Origin of the sequence: Streptomyces sp. NPDC091272 (assembly GCF_044757485.1) — a bacterium.
Lineage (GTDB): Bacteria > Actinomycetota > Actinomycetes > Streptomycetales > Streptomycetaceae > Streptomyces.
Genome location: NZ_JBIVVC010000013.1, coordinates 207,597 through 226,155, shown reverse-complemented (window position 1 = coordinate 226,155; position 18,559 = coordinate 207,597). Strand labels below are relative to the sequence as shown.

General features: G+C 72.0%; 14 protein-coding genes. 11 read left to right on the top strand and 3 right to left on the bottom strand.

Annotated elements, in window-relative coordinates; translation table 11 throughout:
* Window positions 1-257 precede the first annotated feature (257 nt).
* From panD to ACIQM4_RS29855, 3 genes are all read left to right on the top strand, one after another.
* Window positions 258-680 carry an aspartate 1-decarboxylase gene (gene panD / locus ACIQM4_RS29865; RefSeq protein ID WP_401597968.1) on the top strand — a complete coding sequence of 141 codons (423 nt, stop codon included), beginning with the start codon at window positions 258-260 and terminating at the stop codon, window positions 678-680.
* A 781-nt stretch (window positions 681-1,461) separates the two neighbouring features.
* Window positions 1,462-2,673 carry a Cmx/CmrA family chloramphenicol efflux MFS transporter gene (locus ACIQM4_RS29860; RefSeq protein ID WP_401597965.1) on the top strand — a complete coding sequence of 404 codons (1,212 nt, stop codon included), beginning with the start codon at window positions 1,462-1,464 and terminating at the stop codon, window positions 2,671-2,673.
* Window positions 2,674-2,758: 85 nt separating this feature from the next.
* Complete coding sequence (locus ACIQM4_RS29855; protein WP_401597963.1) at window positions 2,759-4,090, top strand: transglycosylase family protein; 1,332 nt, start codon at window positions 2,759-2,761, stop codon at window positions 4,088-4,090.
* Here the strand turns inward: ACIQM4_RS29855 and ACIQM4_RS29850 are convergent.
* Window positions 4,060-5,070, bottom strand: a complete 1,011-nt coding sequence (locus ACIQM4_RS29850) for a DMT family transporter (protein ID WP_401597961.1) — start codon at window positions 5,068-5,070, stop codon at window positions 4,060-4,062. The two genes, ACIQM4_RS29855 and ACIQM4_RS29850, sit on opposite strands and share 31 nt — an antisense overlap.
* A 252-nt stretch (window positions 5,071-5,322) precedes the next feature.
* Between ACIQM4_RS29850 and ACIQM4_RS29845 the strand changes: the two genes are divergently transcribed.
* From ACIQM4_RS29845 to ACIQM4_RS29825, 5 genes are all read left to right on the top strand, one after another.
* Window positions 5,323-6,048, top strand: coding sequence for a (2Fe-2S)-binding protein (locus ACIQM4_RS29845; RefSeq protein ID WP_401597959.1), 726 nt, complete (start codon window positions 5,323-5,325; stop codon window positions 6,046-6,048).
* A gap of 10 nt (window positions 6,049-6,058) precedes the next feature.
* On the top strand, window positions 6,059-7,234 hold the full coding sequence (gene glgA / locus ACIQM4_RS29840; RefSeq protein ID WP_401597956.1) for a glycogen synthase: 1,176 nt from the start codon (window positions 6,059-6,061) through the stop codon (window positions 7,232-7,234).
* A gap of 47 nt (window positions 7,235-7,281) precedes the next feature.
* Window positions 7,282-8,481 carry a glucose-1-phosphate adenylyltransferase gene (gene glgC / locus ACIQM4_RS29835; RefSeq protein WP_401597953.1) on the top strand — a complete coding sequence of 400 codons (1,200 nt, stop codon included), beginning with the start codon at window positions 7,282-7,284 and terminating at the stop codon, window positions 8,479-8,481.
* 181 nt (window positions 8,482-8,662) lie between these two features.
* Window positions 8,663-10,150, top strand: coding sequence for an SDR family NAD(P)-dependent oxidoreductase (locus ACIQM4_RS29830; RefSeq protein ID WP_401597951.1), 1,488 nt, complete (start codon window positions 8,663-8,665; stop codon window positions 10,148-10,150).
* Window positions 10,151-10,500: 350 nt separating this feature from the next.
* Window positions 10,501-10,695 carry a hypothetical protein gene (locus ACIQM4_RS29825; protein ID WP_401597948.1) on the top strand — a complete coding sequence of 65 codons (195 nt, stop codon included), beginning with the start codon at window positions 10,501-10,503 and terminating at the stop codon, window positions 10,693-10,695.
* Window positions 10,696-10,901: 206 nt separating this feature from the next.
* On the opposite strand, the gene ACIQM4_RS29820 is transcribed toward ACIQM4_RS29825, so the two are convergent.
* The gene (locus tag ACIQM4_RS29820; protein ID WP_401597945.1) at window positions 10,902-12,368 is read right to left on the bottom strand and encodes a carotenoid oxygenase family protein; all 1,467 of its coding nucleotides are present in this window, start codon (window positions 12,366-12,368) and stop codon (window positions 10,902-10,904) included.
* Window positions 12,369-12,527: 159 nt separating this feature from the next.
* Between ACIQM4_RS29820 and ACIQM4_RS29815 the strand changes: the two genes are divergently transcribed.
* Window positions 12,528-14,555, top strand: a complete 2,028-nt coding sequence (locus ACIQM4_RS29815) for a S9 family peptidase (RefSeq protein ID WP_401597942.1) — start codon at window positions 12,528-12,530, stop codon at window positions 14,553-14,555.
* Window positions 14,556-14,633: 78 nt separating this feature from the next.
* Here ACIQM4_RS29815 and ACIQM4_RS29810 read toward each other — a convergent pair whose 3' ends face one another.
* Complete coding sequence (locus ACIQM4_RS29810; protein ID WP_401597939.1) at window positions 14,634-16,031, bottom strand: amidase; 1,398 nt, start codon at window positions 16,029-16,031, stop codon at window positions 14,634-14,636.
* Window positions 16,032-16,252: 221 nt separating this feature from the next.
* On the opposite strand from ACIQM4_RS29810, the gene ACIQM4_RS29805 reads away from it, so the two are divergent.
* Together ACIQM4_RS29805 and ACIQM4_RS29800 are read left to right on the top strand one after the other, a co-directional pair.
* Window positions 16,253-16,441: a hypothetical protein gene (locus ACIQM4_RS29805; protein WP_401597936.1), complete on the top strand. Its 189-nt coding sequence runs from the start codon at window positions 16,253-16,255 to the stop codon at window positions 16,439-16,441.
* Window positions 16,434-18,518, top strand: a complete 2,085-nt coding sequence (locus ACIQM4_RS29800; RefSeq protein WP_401597933.1) for a SpoIIE family protein phosphatase — start codon at window positions 16,434-16,436, stop codon at window positions 18,516-18,518. Before ACIQM4_RS29805 ends, ACIQM4_RS29800 begins: the two co-directional genes overlap by 8 nt.
* Window positions 18,519-18,559 lie beyond the last annotated feature (41 nt).

Genomic DNA, 18,559 nt, shown 5'->3' with positions numbered 1-18,559 from the left:
GCAGGGGGGACCCTGTGGGAGAGTAGGACGCCGCCGAACAATTATTGTGAGAGTGCCCCGTACCGGGATAACCGGTACGGGGCATTTTTGCGTTCGGGGACCATGTCCGGGGCATTCTGAGGCCCTCTCCGCTGCCTTCGGGGGCCATCTCCGCGCTTCGGGGCTTCTGCGCGTTCTACGGTTCCGATAGCCTGGCCCGCGTCGGCGCGTACCCACTGTCGTGGGGCGCGACCCATTTCACGCTGGAGTGTGACTCTGTGCTGCGCACGATGTTCAAGTCGAAAATCCACCGGGCCACCGTGACCCAGGCCGATCTGCACTACGTCGGATCCGTCACCGTCGATGCCGAGCTCATGGAAGCCGCCGATCTGCTGGCCGGCGAGCTTGTGCACATCGTCGACATCACCAACGGGGCCCGGTTGGAGACGTACGTCATCGAGGGAGAACGCGGGACGGGAGTGATCGGGATCAACGGCGCGGCAGCCCACCTCGTCCACCCCGGAGACCTGGTGATCCTCATCAGTTACGCCCAGATCGACGATGCCGAGGCGCGTGGGTTCGCGCCACGCGTGGTGCACGTGGGGGAGGGCAACCGCATCGTGGGGACGGGGGACGACCTGGCCGAACCCGTCCCGGACACCGCCGGACAGCTCAGGAACCCTCTGGCGGCCGCCGGCTGACCCCGCGGACGGCGGCGGGTGCCGGGGTGTGGACTCGGCGGGCGTGGGCAGCCGCTCCGGGAGAGAGTGGGGTTGATCCGCACTTCGACCAGACTCCGAAACTCTGGAGGTCGATCAGGCATGACCCAGCCGAATCCCGATCCCGTACCGCCCGCGCCGACGCCGTCCCCCGGGCCGACCGGGCCGGACCCGGGGCCGCTCCCCGGCCCCCTGCCGGGGCCTACGCCGGTACCGCCCGGCCCGGCGCCGGACCCTGTCCCGCCGGGGCCGCTGCCGGACCCGGTGCCCCCGGGGCCCGGCCCGGACCCGGCTCCCGAGCCGGCGCCGGGGCCGTTGACCTGAGCGAGCAGCGGGCGCGGTGACGACTGCATGGGGGCCCTGTACGGACACGTTCGTACAGGGCCCCCTGCTGTGCCGTTTACATCCGTGCAAGATCCCCGTGCCGTGCCGTGCCGTGCCGTGCCGTGCGGACCCGTGCGGATACGTCCGTGCAGGAAGGGCGCCTGCCATGCCGTGCGCTCCCGGCTACTGCGTGGCTCCCGTTCCGGTTGGCGGCACGGCAGCCGCGCTGTTGAGAAAAACCGATGGACCCGCAGGAGCCGCCTCACTACCGTGGCCCCGTGTCCAGTCCCGAGGCGTCAAGACTCTAGCCACCGGTCGTCCGGTGGCTTCTCCGCGTGGTCGCGTGGTTTGTTCCGCGACCCCTGCGAGCGTTGCCCGCCACCGGACCACCGGCGTCGTCAAGGCTGTGTCTCATCACGACGTCGTTGTGGGGTCTGCTGTGCCGTTCGCTCTCCATCTGCTCGCGCTCGCCGTCTTTGCGCAGGGCACCTCTGAATTCATGCTGTCCGGGCTGGGGCCCGGGATCGCCAGGGGCCTGGGTGTGTCCCTGCCGGTCGCCGGGTCGCTGACCTCGGCGTTCGCCGTCGGAATGGTCGTGGGGGCGCCGCTCATGGCGATCCTGGGCCTGCGTTGGTCCCGACGCGGCGCGCTGCTCGCGTTCCTGCTCGTCTTCCTCGGCGTCCACGTCGTGGGCGCGCTCACCGGGAGCTTCGCCGTGCTGCTCGGCACCCGGGTCGTCGGGGCGCTGGCCAGCGCCGGCTTCCTCGCGGTCGCCCTCGTGGCCGCCACCGACATGGTCGCGCCGGAGGCCAAGGGGCGAGCCACCTCCGTGCTTCTCGGCGGAGTCACCCTCGCCTGTGTGGCGGGTGTGCCCGCCGGGGCGTGGCTCGGCCAGCTCTGGGGCTGGCGCGCCGCGTTCTGGGCCGTGGCACTCCTGGCGGTGCCCGCGGTCGTCGGCGTTCTGCACTCCGTCCCCGGCGGGCGGGGTCCTGTGGTGAAGGGCCGGCCGCACGAGACCGTCGCGGCCGGGGGTGGCGTGCGGGGCGAACTGCGGGCACTGCGCAGCCCACGGTTGCTGCTGACGCTTCTGCTGGGGGCGCTGGTGAACGGGGCCACCTTCTGCTCCTTCACCTATCTCGCCTCCGTCGTCACCCGGGTCACCGGGGTCGATGACATGTGGGTGCCCGCCATGTTGGCGCTGTTCGGACTGGGTTCCTTCGCAGGCGTCGCGGTGGGTGGACGGATCGCCGACACGCGGCCCGTTCCGCTGCTGGCAGGCGGAGGGGTGGCCCTGCTCGTCGGATGGGTGCTGTTCGCCTGCACGGCGGCGCACCCGGTGGCGGCCGTCCTGCTCGTCCTCGTACAGGGGGCGCTGTCGTTCGCGGTCGGCTCGACCCTCATCTCGCAGGCGCTGTACGCGGCCGTGGGCGCGCCCACGCTGGGCGGTGGGTTCGCCACCGCCGCGTTCAACGTCGGCGCGGCCGTCGGGCCGTGGGCCGGGGGTGTCGCCCTCGGCGCGGGGCTCGGGTTCCGTTCACCGCTGTGGGTGAGCGCGGGGCTGGTGGCTCTCGCCCTCGTCAGTGCGGGTGTGGGCTGGCGGGCGTGGCCGGAGAATTTCCGTTCCGGTTCAACTCCCGTCCGGGTGAGGTGAGTTCATGCCCTTGTCATGGTCCGCACCATGCCCGTACTTTTGCCGATTGCGACGTGTCGAGAAGTGCGAGTGGAGGAAGCGAGACATGGCCTCAACTGGTCGTCACCGGCGGTATCAGCCCAGCCGCATCAACAACGCCTCACTGACGGCGGCGGCGGGTGGCGTCGGTATCGCCCTCCCCCTCGTCGCCTCCGGCTCCGCCGCCGCGGCTCCCGTGGACATCTGGGAGAAGGTCGCCGCATGCGAGTCGACCGGCAACTGGAAGATCAACACCGGGAACGGGTACTACGGCGGCCTCCAGTTCCGCCAGTCCACCTGGCAGGCGTACGGCGGCCAGGCCCACGCGCCGCGCGCCGACCTGGCGACCAAGGACGAGCAGATCGCGGTCGCGGAGAGAGTGCTGAAGGGGCAGGGGCCGACCGCCTGGCCGGTCTGCTCCGTGAAGGCCGGCTTGGTGCGCGGTGCGGACGCACCCGACATCACCATCACCACCCAGCAGCGCAAGACTCCCGCGCCGCAGACGAGCAAGACCCCCGCGCCGCCCAAGAAGAAGGACCCGGCGCCGCCTGCGAAGAAGACGCCCCCGCCCAGGACCGGCCCCGCGTCCGCCCCCGCCCCTGCGCCGGTCGGCAAGAAGGACACGTACACCGTTGTCGGCGGTGACACCCTCTCCGGCATCGCCGAGGCCGAGCGGGTCGGCGGCGGCTGGCAGCGGCTGTACGAGAGCAACCGCGAGGTCATCGGCGGCGACCCGGACGTCATCCGGCCCGGCCAGCGTCTGCTGGTACGCATCGCTGGGCCGGCCGCGCCGGACCGCGCCCGTCCGGCACCCGGCACGGACAAGGCCGACAGCAAGGACGCGCGCAAGACCGACAACAAGGAAGCGCGCAAGGCCGTAGACAAGGACGCCGCCGAGAGCGCCAAGAAGAGCGAGAGCAAGAAGCAGGCCGCGCCGAAGGCCGCAGAGAAGAAGACCAGGACCGAGACGGTCTCCTCGCGCACCACCCGCAAGTCCGGGCTGAGTGCGCCGGTGGACTCGGGCTTCAGCACCCCCTACCGCGCGGCGGGCTCGTCCTGGTCGAAGGGCTATCACACCGGCGTCGACTTCCCGGTGCCCACGGGTACGTCCGTGAAGGCCGTCGGTCCTGGCAGCGTCGTCTCCGCCGGGTACGCGGGCTCGTACGGCTACCAGGTGGTGCTCCGGCACGCGGACGGCAAGTACACCCAGTACGCGCACCTGTCGGCGCTCACGGTCCGGGAGGGCCAGAAGGTCGACGTGGGGCAGCGCATCGGGCGGTCCGGGTCGACGGGCAACAGCACCGGGCCCCACCTGCACTTCGAGGTGCGGACCGGTCCGGGATTCGGCTCCGACGTCGACCCGGTCGCCTATCTGAGGGCGGGCGGGGCGACCGTCTGACCCGAGGGGTCCTCGGCCTTGCCCGACCCGGCGTCACGGACCGGCGCCGCACGCCCCCGGCGCCACCGCGACGGGGGCTTCTGCTGCACAGGAAGACCGGGGCGGGGCCCCGCCGGAATCTGTTCTCCTTGTCGCTCCCGCCCCCGGACCTGTTCAGTCTGTGCGTGGTCGGTCGTCAGCAGGAGCAGACCCGCCACGGCGAGCAGGCCCGCGCCCAGGGCGACGAGTGCGCCCACCGGGCCGTACCGGAAGGACTCCCCGAAGAGGGTGAGGCCTACGGCGGAGGCGACCGCCGGGTTCACCACGGTCACCGTGGCCAGCGGGGCGGTCAGGCCGGCGCCACGGTAGGAGGCCTGCGACAGCAGTACCCCCGCGGTCGCGAACACCGCGACCGCGGGTACCGCCTCCCACTGGCCCGCCGGGCCGTGCGCGCCCCAGCCCACCGCGAGGGACTTGACGAAGACCGAGGCCACCCCGAACGCCACCCCGGCCGCCCCGGCCAGGAGCACGGACCGTACGACGGCCAGGTGAGTCAGCCGGGCAGCCGCGAACAGCACGGCGACGGTGGCCGCGGTGGCGCCCGCCACCAGCAGCTCCTCGCCGTCGGTCAGTGACACGCTGTCCGCCGCCCCGGTCAGCGACAGCAGCCCCGCGAGGCCCGCCGTGGCCATCAGGGCGCCGCGCCAGGCGACCGCGCCGGCCCTGCGGTGCACGAACACGGCGGCGATCGGCAGCGCGAACACGATCGTCAGTGCACCCAGCGGCTGGACCAGGCTCAGCGGGCCGTACACCAGAGCGCCGACGTGCAGCAGCGCCCCGGCGCCGTTCAATGCCGTGGCGGCCCACCAGGCGGGGCGCCGCACCGGAGCGTAGCGGTGGGCCGGGTCGGCGGCTGCGACGCGCTCCTGGAGGATCGCACCGACCGCGTACGCGACGGCGGAGACCAGGGCGAGGAGCACGGACAGGGCGAGAGCACTCATGACTCCACGATGACTCGTTCCGGCCTTCACGTCGTCGTCCGCAAGCACGCATCGCGGAGTACTGCCGACGCAGTACGCGGGTACAGCCGGTGCGGTACGCCGGATGCCGCGTGGCCCGGAGGGACATTCGGATGTGCTGTTCGGCGGGTGGAACAGATCGGGACCCGGTTGAGGAGCTCATACCCCACAGGGGTATGGTGAGCACCCGGACCGACGTACGGTTCGGGTTCCGGTGACGAGGGGGCGGACAGGGTGGATCTTGCTGAGCTGTCTTCGGTGAACGGCTTCTTCGCGCTACGGACGCCGCGGCAGGCGGAACTGTCGGCCGGCGCCCATGTTCCGCTCTCCCGGGTCTACGACGGGGACACGGCCCCGCTGGCGTTCCGCATCGACAAGGTCGCCGCCAGACTGCGTGCCCCCGAGCGCCGGGTCGCCGCCTCGATCGCGCACCTCGGCATAGTGGCCCGGCTCTGGTCGGTGGCGCTCGGGTCCGCCGCCCTGTACGACGCCGTGCCCGACCTCGCTGCCGAGGGGCTGCTCTGGGACCCGGACGGCAGCGCGCCCGACGACCTGCTGCTGGTGGCGCCGGTACGGGAACTGCGGGTGAGCGCCGCCACTCTCCGCACGACGGTCCTCCAGGGCCACCTCGTACCCCTGGCGGAGGCCTTCCGGCGGGACGGGAACATCTCGTCTCAGCTGCTGTGGGGGAACGCCGGGTCGGCGCTCGCCGCCGCCGTGAGCCAACTCCGGCTCTGGGCGCGGGACATGGACCGCCCCGAGGTGGGGAGGCGGGCCGCCACGATCGCGCACGAGCTGTTCGCCCTCCCCGAGCTGAAGTCCACGGGTGCGCTCAAGGCCGGGGCGTTCCGTCGCAACAGCTGCTGTCTGTACTACCGTTGCCCGGCCGGCGGGCTGTGTGGCGACTGTGTTTTCGACAGTGCCCCGTTGCGGTCTTCCGCGCAGAGCGGATCTGGGTGACCATCATCAAGTGAAAGTGGCCCTGCTCACCCGAGAGTATCCGCCGGACGTCTACGGAGGCGCCGGTGTCCATGTGGAGTTCCTTGCGCGGGAGTTGCGGGCGCTGACCGATCTCCAGGTGCACTGCTGGGGAGAGGGGGCGCACAGCGGGGGTGAGGTGACGCGCCACCTTCCCGCCGCCGCTCTCGCGGAGGCCAACGACGCGCTGCGCACCTTCTCCGTCGACCTCTCCATGGCCGCCGCGCTCGACGGCCGTGACCTCGTCCACTCGCACACCTGGTACGCCAACCTGGCCGGGCACTTCGCCAAACTCCTGTACGGCATACCGCATGTGATGACCTGTCACTCGCTGGAGCCGCTGCGCCCCTGGAAGGCCGAACAGCTCGGGGGCGGCTATGCGCTCTCCAGCTGGGCCGAGCGGACCGCGGTGGAGTCCGCGGACGCCGTCATCGCCGTCTCCCGGGGCATGCGCACCGACATCCTCGACTGCTACCCGGCGCTCGACCCGGCGAAGGTGCACGTCGTGCACAACGGCATCGACACCTCCCTCTACCGGCCGGACGAGGGCACGGACGTGCTGGAGCGGATCGGGATCGACCTTGAGCGCCCCTACGTCCTGTTCGTCGGCCGCATCACCCGCCAGAAGGGCGTCCCGCACCTGCTGCGCGCCGCCCGCGCCCTCGACCCGGCCGCACAGCTCGTGCTCTGCGCCGGCGCCCCCGACACCCCGGAGATCGGACGGGAGTTCCGGGAGCTGGTCGACGAACTGGAGCGGGTCAGGGACGGTGTCTTCTGGATCCCGGAGATGCTGCCGAGGCCGGACGTGGTGCAACTCCTCAGCCACGCCGCCGTGTTCGCGTGCCCGTCGGTGTACGAGCCGCTGGGCATCGTCAACCTGGAGGCCATGGCGTGCGGCACCGCCGTCGTCGCCTCCTCGGTCGGCGGCATCCCCGAAGTCGTCGACGACGGCAGCACCGGGCTTCTCGTACCGTACGAGAAGAAGCGCGCGGACAGGCATCCGGAGGAGTTCGAGGACGCCCTCACCGAGGCCCTGAACCGGGTGCTCGACGAACCGGAGGCCGCGCGGCGCATGGGTACGGCAGGGCGGGTACGTGCAGTACAGGAGTTCGGGTGGGACACCGTGGCACGGCGCACCGCCGACGTGTACGCGGAGTTGGTCAAGTGAACCTTGCTGGTTGAACCTTGGGGGCGGCTGTGCGCGGTGGACCTTCGGTGCTCGGGATCGTACTGGCGGGCGGGGAGGGCAAGCGGTTGATGCCGCTCACCGCCGACCGGGCGAAACCGGCGGTGGTGTTCGGCGGTACGTACCGCCTGGTGGACTTCGTCCTGTCGAACCTCGTCAACGGCGACATCATGCGCAACTGCGTCCTCACGCAGTACAAGTCGCATTCGCTGGACCGGCACGTCACCACCACCTGGCGGATGTCCAGCCTGCTGGGCAACTACGTCACGCCGGTACCCGCCCAGCAGCGGCTCGGCCCGCGCTGGTACCTGGGAAGCGCCGACGCCATCCTCCAGTCGCTCAACCTGGTGCACGACGAACAGCCCGACTTCATCGCGGTGTTCGGCGCCGACCACGTCTACCGGATGGACCCCCGGCAGATGCTCCAGCAGCACATCGAGAGCGGCGCGGGGGTCACCGTCGCCGGGATACGCGTGCCGCGCAGCGAGGCGTCGTCCTTCGGGATCATCACACCTGCCTCGGACGGAACCCGCGTCGAGCGATTCCTGGAGAAGCCCACCGACCCACCGGGCCTGCCCGGCGATCCCCGCCGTGTCTTCGCCTCCATGGGTAACTACATCTTCACCACGAAGGTGCTGGTGGACGCGCTGCTCAGGGACGCCGAGGACGAGAGCTCGGTGCACGACATGGGTGGCAGCATCCTTCCGCGGCTCACCGAGCAGGGCGCCGCCATGGTCTACGACTTCGACGACAACCACGTCCCCGGCGAGACCGCGCAGGACCACGGTTACTGGCGGGACGTCGGCACCCTCGACACCTACTACGACGCCCACATGGACCTCGTCGCCGAGCAGCCGGAGTTCAACCTCTACAACAAGCGCTGGCCGATCTACACCCATTTCGGGCAGCTGCCGCCCGCCCGCTTCTGCTCCGCGGGCATCGCGAGTGAGTCCGTCGTCGGACCGGGCTGCGTGATCAGCGGGCAGGTCACCGGGTCCGTGCTCTCGCCCGGGGTGGTCGTCGAACCCGGAGCGGTCGTCCAGGGCTCCGTACTGCACGACAACGTGCGGGTGGGCCGGGGCGCGGTCGTGCGCGGCGCGATACTCGACAAGAACGTCGACGTACCGCCGGGGGCGACCATCGGCGTCAACCCGGAACGGGACGCCGAGCTCTACACAGTCTCGAAGAACGGGGTGATCGCCCTGGGCAAGGGGCAGGTGGTGTCGTAGGGGACCCAAGGACCTCGCCGATCGGGGCCCGCCCCCGCAATCCGCGCCCTCACTCTGTGTGTCCGTCCACCTCGTGGTTTGTCGCAGTCGCCCCCGGCTCCGTACGATTCCCCTTTTGGGGACTTCGGCGTGCGCCGGGGCGCCTCGGCAATCGACACGTGAACGAGAGACGGCAGCGGCGATGACGGTGACAGAGGACAGCCCCGTGGAGCCCGTGGAACACGGCCCCGGCATCGACCCGGAGCGCATGGCGCTGTGCCTCGCCGTGCTCGCGGAACTCGACGGGCTCGACGTCGACCACCCCGACGCGATCACGATCCGCCGGGCCACCGCCGGGATCTACCGCACCGTGAAGCAGCGCCGCCGCCAAGACCGGCGGGCGGCCAAGACCGCCAATGACAAGGCGGTCACCGAGGCCACCGCCACCGGCTCCGCCGTGCGCATCGACGACGAGACCGAGGGGCTGCTGCCGTCGTCGGGCACCGAGACGGGCAAGATCGCCGGAATACTCCAGCGGCCCCGTTCCTGCTACATCTGCAAGACCCGCTACGTCGAGGTCGACTACTTCTACCACCAGCTCTGCCAGCCCTGCGCCGCGCAGAACCGCGCCAAGCGCGAGGTGCGCGCCGACCTCGGCGGCAAGCGTGCCCTGCTCACCGGCGGGCGCGCCAAGATCGGCATGTACATCGCGCTGCGGCTGCTGCGGGACGGCGCACACACCACCGTCACCACCCGCTTCCCCAAGGATGCCATCCGCCGTTTCAAGGCGATGGAGGACTCGGCGGACTGGCTGCACCGTCTTGAGGTCGTGGGCATCGACCTGCGCGACCCCGCGCAGGCCGTCGAGCTGGCCGCACGGGTCGCTGAGGCCGGCCCGCTGGACATCCTGATCAACAACGCCACGCAGACCGTGCGCCGGCTGCCCTCCGCGTACGCGGCCCTGGTCGAGGGCGAGAGCGCGCCGCTGCCCGCCGGAGAGCTGCCCGCCCACCAGGTGATCGGCGCGTTCAACTCCGGAGCGGTCGACGGCCTCGCCGCCCTGCCGCTCGGCGTCAGCGGACTGGACGCGCAGCAGGTCGCCGACCTGGCCCTGGTCGCGGGCAACGCCAGCGTCGAGCGCCACCGGGACGGCAGCGCCATCGACGCGGGCGGCCTCGTGCCCGACGTGGTCGACACCAACACCTGGGTGCAGACCATCGAGCAGATCTCCCCGGTGGAGCTCCTCGAGACCCAGCTGTGCAACTACACCTCGCCGTTCATCCTGATCAGCCAACTGCGGCCGGCGATGGCCGACGCCGCGCGGAAGGCGGCGAGCGGGCGTGCCCACGTCGTCAACGTCTCCGCCATGGAAGGCGTGTTCGGACGTGGCTACAAGGGCGCGGGCCACCCCAACACCAACGCGGCCAAGGCCGCCATGAACATGGTGACGCGGACCAGCGCCCAGGAGATGTTCCAGACCGACGGCATCCTGATGACCTCCGTCGACACCGGCTGGATCACCGACGAGCGCCCGCACTTCGACAAGCTGCGTCTCGCCGAGGAGGGCTTCCACGCACCGCTCGACCTGGTCGACGGCGCGGCCCGGGTGTACGACCCGGTGGTGCGGGGCGAGACAGGCGAAGACCTCTACGGGGTCTTCCTCAAGGACTACGCCCCCGCCAACTGGTAGGAGCGGGGCCCCCGGGCCGCCCGTGACCACGGGGAGGGCCCGGGGCGGGTGGGGCAACGGTCCACCGCCGCAGGAGCACACGGTGACCGGGCCGGACCGTGCGGCGGGGCCGAAAGTCGACGAAATCCATCGAGCGCGGGAGCGCTCACATGGGTAGTCTGTTCGTCACGGACAGAGAGACACCCTCGGTCCGTACGGGAAGGCCCATCACCGGGGCCGCTTCCGACCGAGAAACACCGGCGCCACCGCGACCGAAGAGTCCTTTCCTTCTCGCCCTTCGGGCGCCCGGCGGTCCGGCAGCGGACGCCACTGACGCGTCCGGCGGGTTACGCGACACAAGGGAGTGCGCGGTGACACCAAAGACGACCCAGGACCAGCGAAGGTCCACAGCACGGACGACGACCTACCGGGCCGGCGCCGACGGCAAGGCGACCAAGCCCGAGGAGCTCGGCAGCCTGGAAGTGTGGGCCAGGTCGGCGCCGATCCGGCTCGCCGGGTACGAGGAAGACCTGGCGGAGCCGCACATCCTGCCCGGCGTCGACTGAGCCGCACATCCTGCCCGGCGTCGACTGAGCCGCACGCGTGAAGGTTTCTGGCGAGCCGTGCCCCCTGATCCGTCAGGGGGCACGGCTGTCGGCTTTTCGCCACCTGGCTGCTTTTCCCCTTCCGCCACCCGGCCGCTTTTCCCGCGGAGGGCAGCGCCCGGCCGCTCGGGACGACCAGAACCGGCCATCCCTTCGGCCACGCTCGGTCAGCCGCGCCACCCCGGCAGCGACGAGCCCGGCGCCCAGGTCGCGTGCGTACCGCTGGAGATCCGTTCCGGCAGCCGGACCCGGGCGAGGGGCCCGTCGGACAGCCGCGCCGCGTCGAGGACCAGGCACTCGGAGCGGTCCTCGTTCATGTCGGTCGTCAGCGTGAGCAGGTAGCAGTCGTCCTCCGCCGTCCCGCCGGCACGCGGGACGAGCGTAGCCTCGCTCCCGAACACGCCCTCGCCGTACGGGTAGTGCTCCTGGGCGCCCGTGAGCAGGTCGTGCTTGACGATCCCGTCCATCAGGAACCAGCCGGGCCGCTGTGTCGCCGCGTACGCGTAGCGGTAGGGGCGGGTGGCGGCCGTCGGACTGATCACGCCGAACTCCGTGTACCGCTCGCTGAGTTGCTCCTCCTTCACCCGGCCAGTGGTCAGGTTGAGCCGCCATCGCCACAGCGTCGTCCGCAGCCGCTCCAGCGCCAGGAAGCGGAACATCCGCTGATACACGCCGTCGCCGCGCGGGTCCGGGGGCTCCGGACAGCCCTGCCGGAAACCGTCGAGGACGATCTCGTCGCCGTCCTCGTAAGCGTTGGTGAAGTGCAGTACGTAGGTGGGGTCGGCCTCGAACCAGCGGACCTCCGAGCCGAGGCGTGGCACGACCGCGAACCGGCTGGGCAGCTCCGGGTGGAAGCGGGAGGCGTACTTGCCACGGCGGATCAGTTCCTGGTCCCAGAACAGCGGAAAGTCGTTCAGTACCGCGTAGTTCTCGGTGAACGCCATGTCGTGGGGCAGCCGCGGCCCCGGGAGCGGGATGTCGGTGAGGTGTTTGAGCCGGTTGTCGGGACCCACCACGCCGTAACGCAGGTAGGGGGCCTCGGTGGCGTACGAGAAGAAGAGGAGCTCGCCGGTCCGCTCGTCGACCTTGGTGTGTGCGGAGACTCCCCAGGCGGGCGCCCACGGGGAGGTGCCGACGGTCTCCAGGGTGAGCGGGTCGAGCCGGTAGAGGTCGCCGCACTGCCAGAAGCTGGTCAGCGCCTGGCCCGCGTGGACGACGACGTCGGTGCTTGAGGCGTCCTTCATCCGGGTCCTGGCGCCCCAGCCGTGCTCGCGCTTGGCCACGGAGGGGCGTTCGGCGATGCCCGCCCACAGGGACTCGCCCGCCTCCTGCTCGGCGACGAAGCCGTCCGTACGCACGAACTTGTTGCGGTAGAAGGCCTTTCCGTCCCGGAAGCCGACCACGTGCACCATGCCGTCGCCGTCGAACGGATGGTAGAGCTGGGTCGCCGGATGGACCGGGTTCTCGGTGTTGCGCAGGTGGACGCCGTCGAGGTCGGCCGGGATCTCGCCGACGACCTCAAGACCGTCGGCCCGCCACTCGGTGCTCTGGGGGCGCCACGGGCCGGTGCGGTACGGGTGGTCGTCGTCCTCGGGCAGTGTCGTCAAGGCCCGTCCCACGATCTCGATTTCCACGGATCTCCTCCCCGGGCGTGCGGTTGCGACCAGGCGAAGCTACAACCGCCGGCGCCACCCGGGGAAGAGGAGGGGCGAGGGGCGGACGCACCCCGCCACCGGTGAGCCGAGAGCGAATTACCTGGTACCGGGAGCGTGCTCGTGTGCAGGATGATCCGCATGTCAGCTCCCTCCAGCGGCCCCACCGCATTCCACGACCTGTCCGCCTTCCTTGCCACGCCGCGCGTGAACGGCCTCGCCCTCTCACCCGACGGCAGCCGTCTGGTGGCCGCGGTCCAGACCCTCGACGGCGAAGGCACCGCGTACGTCTCCGGGCTCTGGGACATCGACCCGGCCGGTGACCGCGAGCCGCAGCGGCTGACCCGGTCCGCCAAGGGCGAGTCCGCGCCCGCGTTCGCCGCCGACGGAACCCTCTTCTTCGTGTCAGGCCGCGACAACACGGACCCCGGTGCGCGCAAGAGCGACGGCGAGGACGGCGCCACCCTGTGGGCCCTGCCCGAGCGCGGCGAGGCACGCCAGGTCGCCCGCCACCCCGGCGGCATCGCCGGATACGCCCTCGCGGCCCGCGCGGGCACCCTCGCCTACGCGGGCGGTCTGCTGCCCGGCGCGGCGGACGCCGAGGCACACGCCAAGCTGGCGAAGGACCGGGCGGACAGCAAGGTCACCGCGGTCCTCTACGAGGCGGGCCCGACCCGGTACTGGGACCACGACCTCGGCCCCGCCGAACTGCACACCTTCGTCCGAGGCACCGGGGACGCGGCGACCACCGTCGACGCGGGCGGCCTCGGCCCCCGCGACGACGCCGACACGGCGCTGTCACCCGACGGCTCCCGCGTCGCGTACGTCCGCTTCGTCATCGGCGACGTACCCGACGACAACCGCGAGTCGCTGGTGATCGCGGACGCGGCCACCGGCGACGTACTGCACGTCGTCGACGACGTCGCGTACAGCCACTTCGGGCCGGTGTTCAGCGCCGACGGACGCTCCCTGGTCTGTGTGCGGGAGCTGCGGGAGACGTACGAGACCCCGTACGACCTCACCCTCGTGCGGATCGACGTCGCGGACGGTGCGGTGACCGACCTCCTGCCCGGCTTCGACAACTGGCCGACGGGCGCCGTCGTTTCGCCGGTCGAGGGTGACGAGACGCTGTGGTTCACCGCCGACGAACTCGGCCACGCGCCGGTCTTCCGCCGCGACCCCGACGGTTCCGTCACCCGGCTCACCGCATCCGGTGCGTACAGCTCGGTGCGGGTCTCCCCGGACGCGGCGACGCTCTACGCACTGCGCGGCGACATCGACGCGGCGCCGGTCCCGGTGCGCCTGGCCGCGACGGGCACGGAGCAGCGCCCGGCCGCGCTCAAGGCGCCGGGCGGTATCGGCGCCCTGCCCGGCAACCTGACCGAGGTACGGGCCGAGGGTGACGACGGATTCCCGCTGCGGGGCTGGCTCGCCGTGCCGGAAGGCGCGTCGGCGGACGCCCCGGCGCCGCTGCTCGTGTTCGTGCACGGCGGACCGCAGTCGTCCTGGAACGCCTGGACCTGGCGCTGGAACCCGTGGCCCTTCGTTGCCCGCGGCTACGCCGTGCTGCTGCCCGACCCCGCCCTCTCCACCGGCTACGGGCAGCAGATGCACGAGCGGGGCTGGGGTCAGTGGGGCGGTCGGCCCTACCGGGACCTGATGGCCCTCACCGACGTCACCGAGGCACGTCCGGACGTCGACGGGACGCGCACCGGGCTGGCCGGCGGTTCGTACGGCGGGTACATGGCCAACCGGGTCGCCACCAGTACGGACCGGTTCAAGGGCATCGTCTCGCACGCCGGACTGTGGGACCTGAGCGCGTTCCAGGGCGACACCGACGCGGCGCCGTTCTTCCGCCGGATCTTCGGCGACCGGGTGACCCAACCCGAACGCTACGAGGCGAACTCGCCGATGCTGGGCGTGGACCGGGTGCGCACCCCGATGCTGGTGGTGCACGGGGCGAAGGACTACCGGGTGCCGGTGGGGCAGGGAATGGCGCTCTTCCAGGACCTCCAGCGGTTCGAGGTCCCGGCGAAGTTCCTGTACTTCCCGGACGAGAACCACTGGGTGCTGAAGCCGAACCACTCCGCGCTCTGGTACGAGACGGTGCTGAACTTCTTCGACGCGCACGTACTGGGCAAGGGGTGGGTGCGGCCGGAAATGCTGTGAGGGGCGGGCCGTCCGGGGCCTCCGGGGGCCCCTTGGACCGCCGCGGGAGCGGGGCACCCGCTCCCGCGGCGGGTCCCTTCAGCGGGCGAGCGCCCCGGCGGCAGTGCGCTCCCACGGTTTCAGCGCCTCGACACGGGCGGCGAGGGCCAGCAGCAGGTACTCGCCGCCGGGCCGTGTCACCAGCTGTACGGCGCAGGGCGCACCTGAATCCGGCAGCGTGCCGAGCGGGAGGGTCAGCGCGGGCCAGCCGGCCAGGTTCCACGGCGGCGTGGTCGGCGCGTACGCCGTGTTGGTGAGGACGTTGGCCAGCCAGCCGCGCTCGTGCCACGGCGCGGCGGCCGGGCCGCGCCTGGCCAGCGCAGGCATCACCAGGACGTCGTACCGCTCGAAGAACGGGCCGAGCCGCTCCCGCAGCAGTGCCCGGTGGTCGGTACGCAGCAGCGGTGTGCGGGCGAGGAGGCGCCCCGCGGCGGCGTGCCGACGGGTGCGCGGGGCGAGCAGCCCCGGGTCCAGGCCGGCCGCGTCCTTCGCGGTGCCCGCCGTCCAGCGGGCCAGCAGGGCGCCCGACAGGGAAAGCGGGTACGGCGGGTCGTCGTGGCGGACCTCGTGCCCGGCGTCCACGAGCAGGCGGGCGGTGGCGCGGACGGCGTCCGCGTAGGGGCGGGTGACCGCAATCCCGGCGAGCGGGGAGCGCGCGGAGGCCGCGATACGCAGACCCGCGGTGGCAGGCAGGTCCTCGGGCGGCTCCTCGCCCGCGAGGACGGCGAACATCAGGCGGGCGTCCTCGGCGGTCGTGGTGAGCGGGCCGTTCTCCGCCATGCCGTACCAGTCGCCGTCGCCGATCCCGGCGGGCACCCGGCCGTGACCCGGCTTGAGACCGATCACCCCGCAGTTCGCGGCGGGTATCCGCAACGAGCCCATGCCGTCGTTGCCGAGCGCGATCGGCACCATCCCGGCCGCGACGGCCGCCGCGCTGCCTCCGGACGAGCCGCCCGCGGAGCGCGACAGGTCCCACGGATTGCGGGAGGTGCCGTGCACCCCCTCCGTCGTACCGAACACGCACAGTTCCGGGACGTGCGTGAGGCCGACGACCACGGCGCCGGCCGCCCGCAGCCGGGCCACCGTCTCGTGGTCCGTGTCCGCGACCGCCGTGGAGGTGGCGGCCGAGCCGACGCGGGTGGACTCGCCGCGCACCGGAAGGTTGTCCTTGACCGCCAGCGGCACCCCCGCGAGCGGCAGCCGGTCGAGGCCGGGGCGGTCCGCGAGCGCGTCCGCCTCGGCGAGGGCTCTGGCCCCGCGCACGGTGCGGAAGGCCCCGACCCGGGAGTCGAGAGCGTCGATACGGGCGAGAGAGGCGGCAACGGCCTCACGCGGGGTGAGACGTCCCGCGCGTACGGCAGCGGCGACGTCGGCCGCCGTGGCGGTGTTGCCGAGGGCGTCGGCGGTGGTGGTCGAGGGGGTGATGGCGTCGGTCATGCGGGTCACTGTGCCCGGCGCGGGAGCGGGCGTCGAGGGCGGTGCAACTGCGACCGCTGCGGTGCGGTGCACCGCGACCGCCGCGGATGCCACCGGGCCCTGTCCACTTGCGGGCGCCCCCGAAGTGCGGCAGACATAGAAGTGCGTCAGACATAGAGGAAGAAACGTCAGGAATGGATTGCATCGACAAATCGCCTTAGGGACGAGGACGGGAGAGCCGCGTGCAGTCATCCTTGCGCCGCCGCACCATCCTGGACCGGGGGCGGGCGCCTGCGGGCAGCACCTTGCGCGGCGCCTGCGACCCGACGCCCGGCACCCCCCTGGACGTGGACACCACCGGGTGGAGCGCCGCCGCGCCGGTCCCGCCACCTGGGCCGTCCGTCACGCCGACCGGGCCGGACGGTGGCTGAGCTCCCGCCCGACCCGCCGACCGGCGCCGGCCAGGGCAGCGACTGGCCAGCCCCGCCCGCGCTGAGCCTGGCGCTCAACCGGATGGGCATCTTCGACTGGGACCTCGACCAGTCGCACCTGCACCTGGACGCCTCCGCCCTTGAGGTGTTCGACCTGTTGCCCGAGGAGTACGACGGCAGCCCGACCACCCTGGCAGACCGGGTGGCGACGGGCGAGGGCGAGCGGCTGGACAGCGTCGTCTCACAGGCGCTCAAGAGCGGCGGAACCTCTTACGGCGGCTACTTCAGGGCCCGCCGCCGTGACGGCTCGCTGTGCTGGACCCACACCCAGGGCAGCATCCGCCGGGACGCCGCCGGGCGCCCGTACCGGATCATCGGTGTCGTCCGCGACGCCACGCAGGAGATCGAGGACCTCACCGCCCGCAGCGAGTACGACACGCACGGCAGGGGCGGCACCGGCGTGGTCGCCGACACCACGGCGGCCCTCGCGCACGCCCGCAGCGTCCGTGACGTCATCGACGTGCTCAGGGACATCCACGACCTCGGCAGCTTCGAATCCTCCTCCCTGGTACTGGGACTCGTCGAGGCGGGCCGCATCCACGTGGTGGCCGAGGGACCCGAGTTCATGCCCGGCACCCGGTACACCCGCATCGACGATCCCGCCTTCCCGATGAGTGAGGTGGTGCGCACGCTGACGCCCCGCTTCATCGCCTCGGCCGACGAGTTCGCGGCCTCCTACCCCCGCCTGTGGGCGCACGTCCGGGGGTTCGGCGTCACCTCGGCGGCATATCTGCCGCTGATCGCACAGGCCCGCCCGATCGGCGCGCTGGGGCTGCTCTACAGCGGCCGCACCGAATTCGACTCCGACGAGCGGAACCTGCTCATCGCACTGGGCAGCAGCGTCGCCCAGAGCGTCCAGCGGGCCATGCTCTACGAACGCGAGAAGGACCTCGCCGAAAGCCTCCAGCAGGCGATGCTGCCGCGCCGCGTGCCCAGCATCCCCGGTGTGAGCGTCGCCGTCCGCTACCGCTCGGCGCGCGACGGGCAGGACGTCGGCGGCGACTGGTACGACGTGATCCCGCTGCCCGGTGGCCGGGTGGGCGCCGTCATCGGCGACGTACAGGGACACGACACGCACGCGGCGGCTGTGATGGGTCAGCTGCGGATCGTGCTGCGCGCGTACGCGACGGAGGGGCACACCCCCGCCACCGTGATGGCCCGTGCCTCGGGCTTCCTCCACGAACTCGACACCGACCGCTTCGCCACCTGCACCTACGCCGAGATCGACCTCACCACCGGCGTCGTCCAGCTGGTACGGGCCGGTCACATGGACCCGCTGCTGCGGCTCACCGACGGCTCGTGCCGCCGGGTCCCGGTGGAGGGCGGGCTGCCGCTGGGCCTCTCGGCGGAGTTCGGCCGGCTCCAGTACCCGGTCACCACGCGGGAGCTGGACCCCGGCCAGATGCTGCTGCTCTACACCGACGGCCTGGTGGAGCGCCCCGGCACGGATCTCGACGACGGGGTGCGGGCCCTCGTCGAGCAGGTGCAGGAGGGCCCTCAGGACATCCAGCAGCTCGCCGACCGGCTCTGCGCGACGGTCGACGGACGCGACGCAGGGGACGACGTGGCGCTGCTCCTCCTGCGCCGCCGCGCAGCGGACGCGCCCAGGGGCGGCAGCAGGCTCCAGCAGCACGTCGCGCCGAACGACCCGGAGGCGCTGTCCTCGGCCCGCCAGATGATCCGGGCGGCGGTACGGGCCTGGGGCGCGGAGTCCCGTGGCGACGAGATCGAACTCGTCGCCGACGAACTCATGGTGAACGCGCTCATGCACACCGACGGGGGAGCGGTGCTCACCGTACGGATCCTCACCGCGCCCGAGCGCAGGCTGCGCGTCGAGGTGGCGGACTCCTCCAGTGCGCTGCCCCGCCGTCGGGAGGCGGCCGACTCGGCCCAGTCCGGGCGCGGACTGCTGCTGGTGGACCTGCTGGCGGACGTCTGGGGCGTGGAGTCGCGGGGTGCGGGCAAGGCGCTGTGGTGCGAGTTCATCGTTCCGGCACGGGACGGTGGACGCCGCTGAGTTCGTGGCGGGGTCCGGTTCGAACTCCGGTCCGGTTCGTG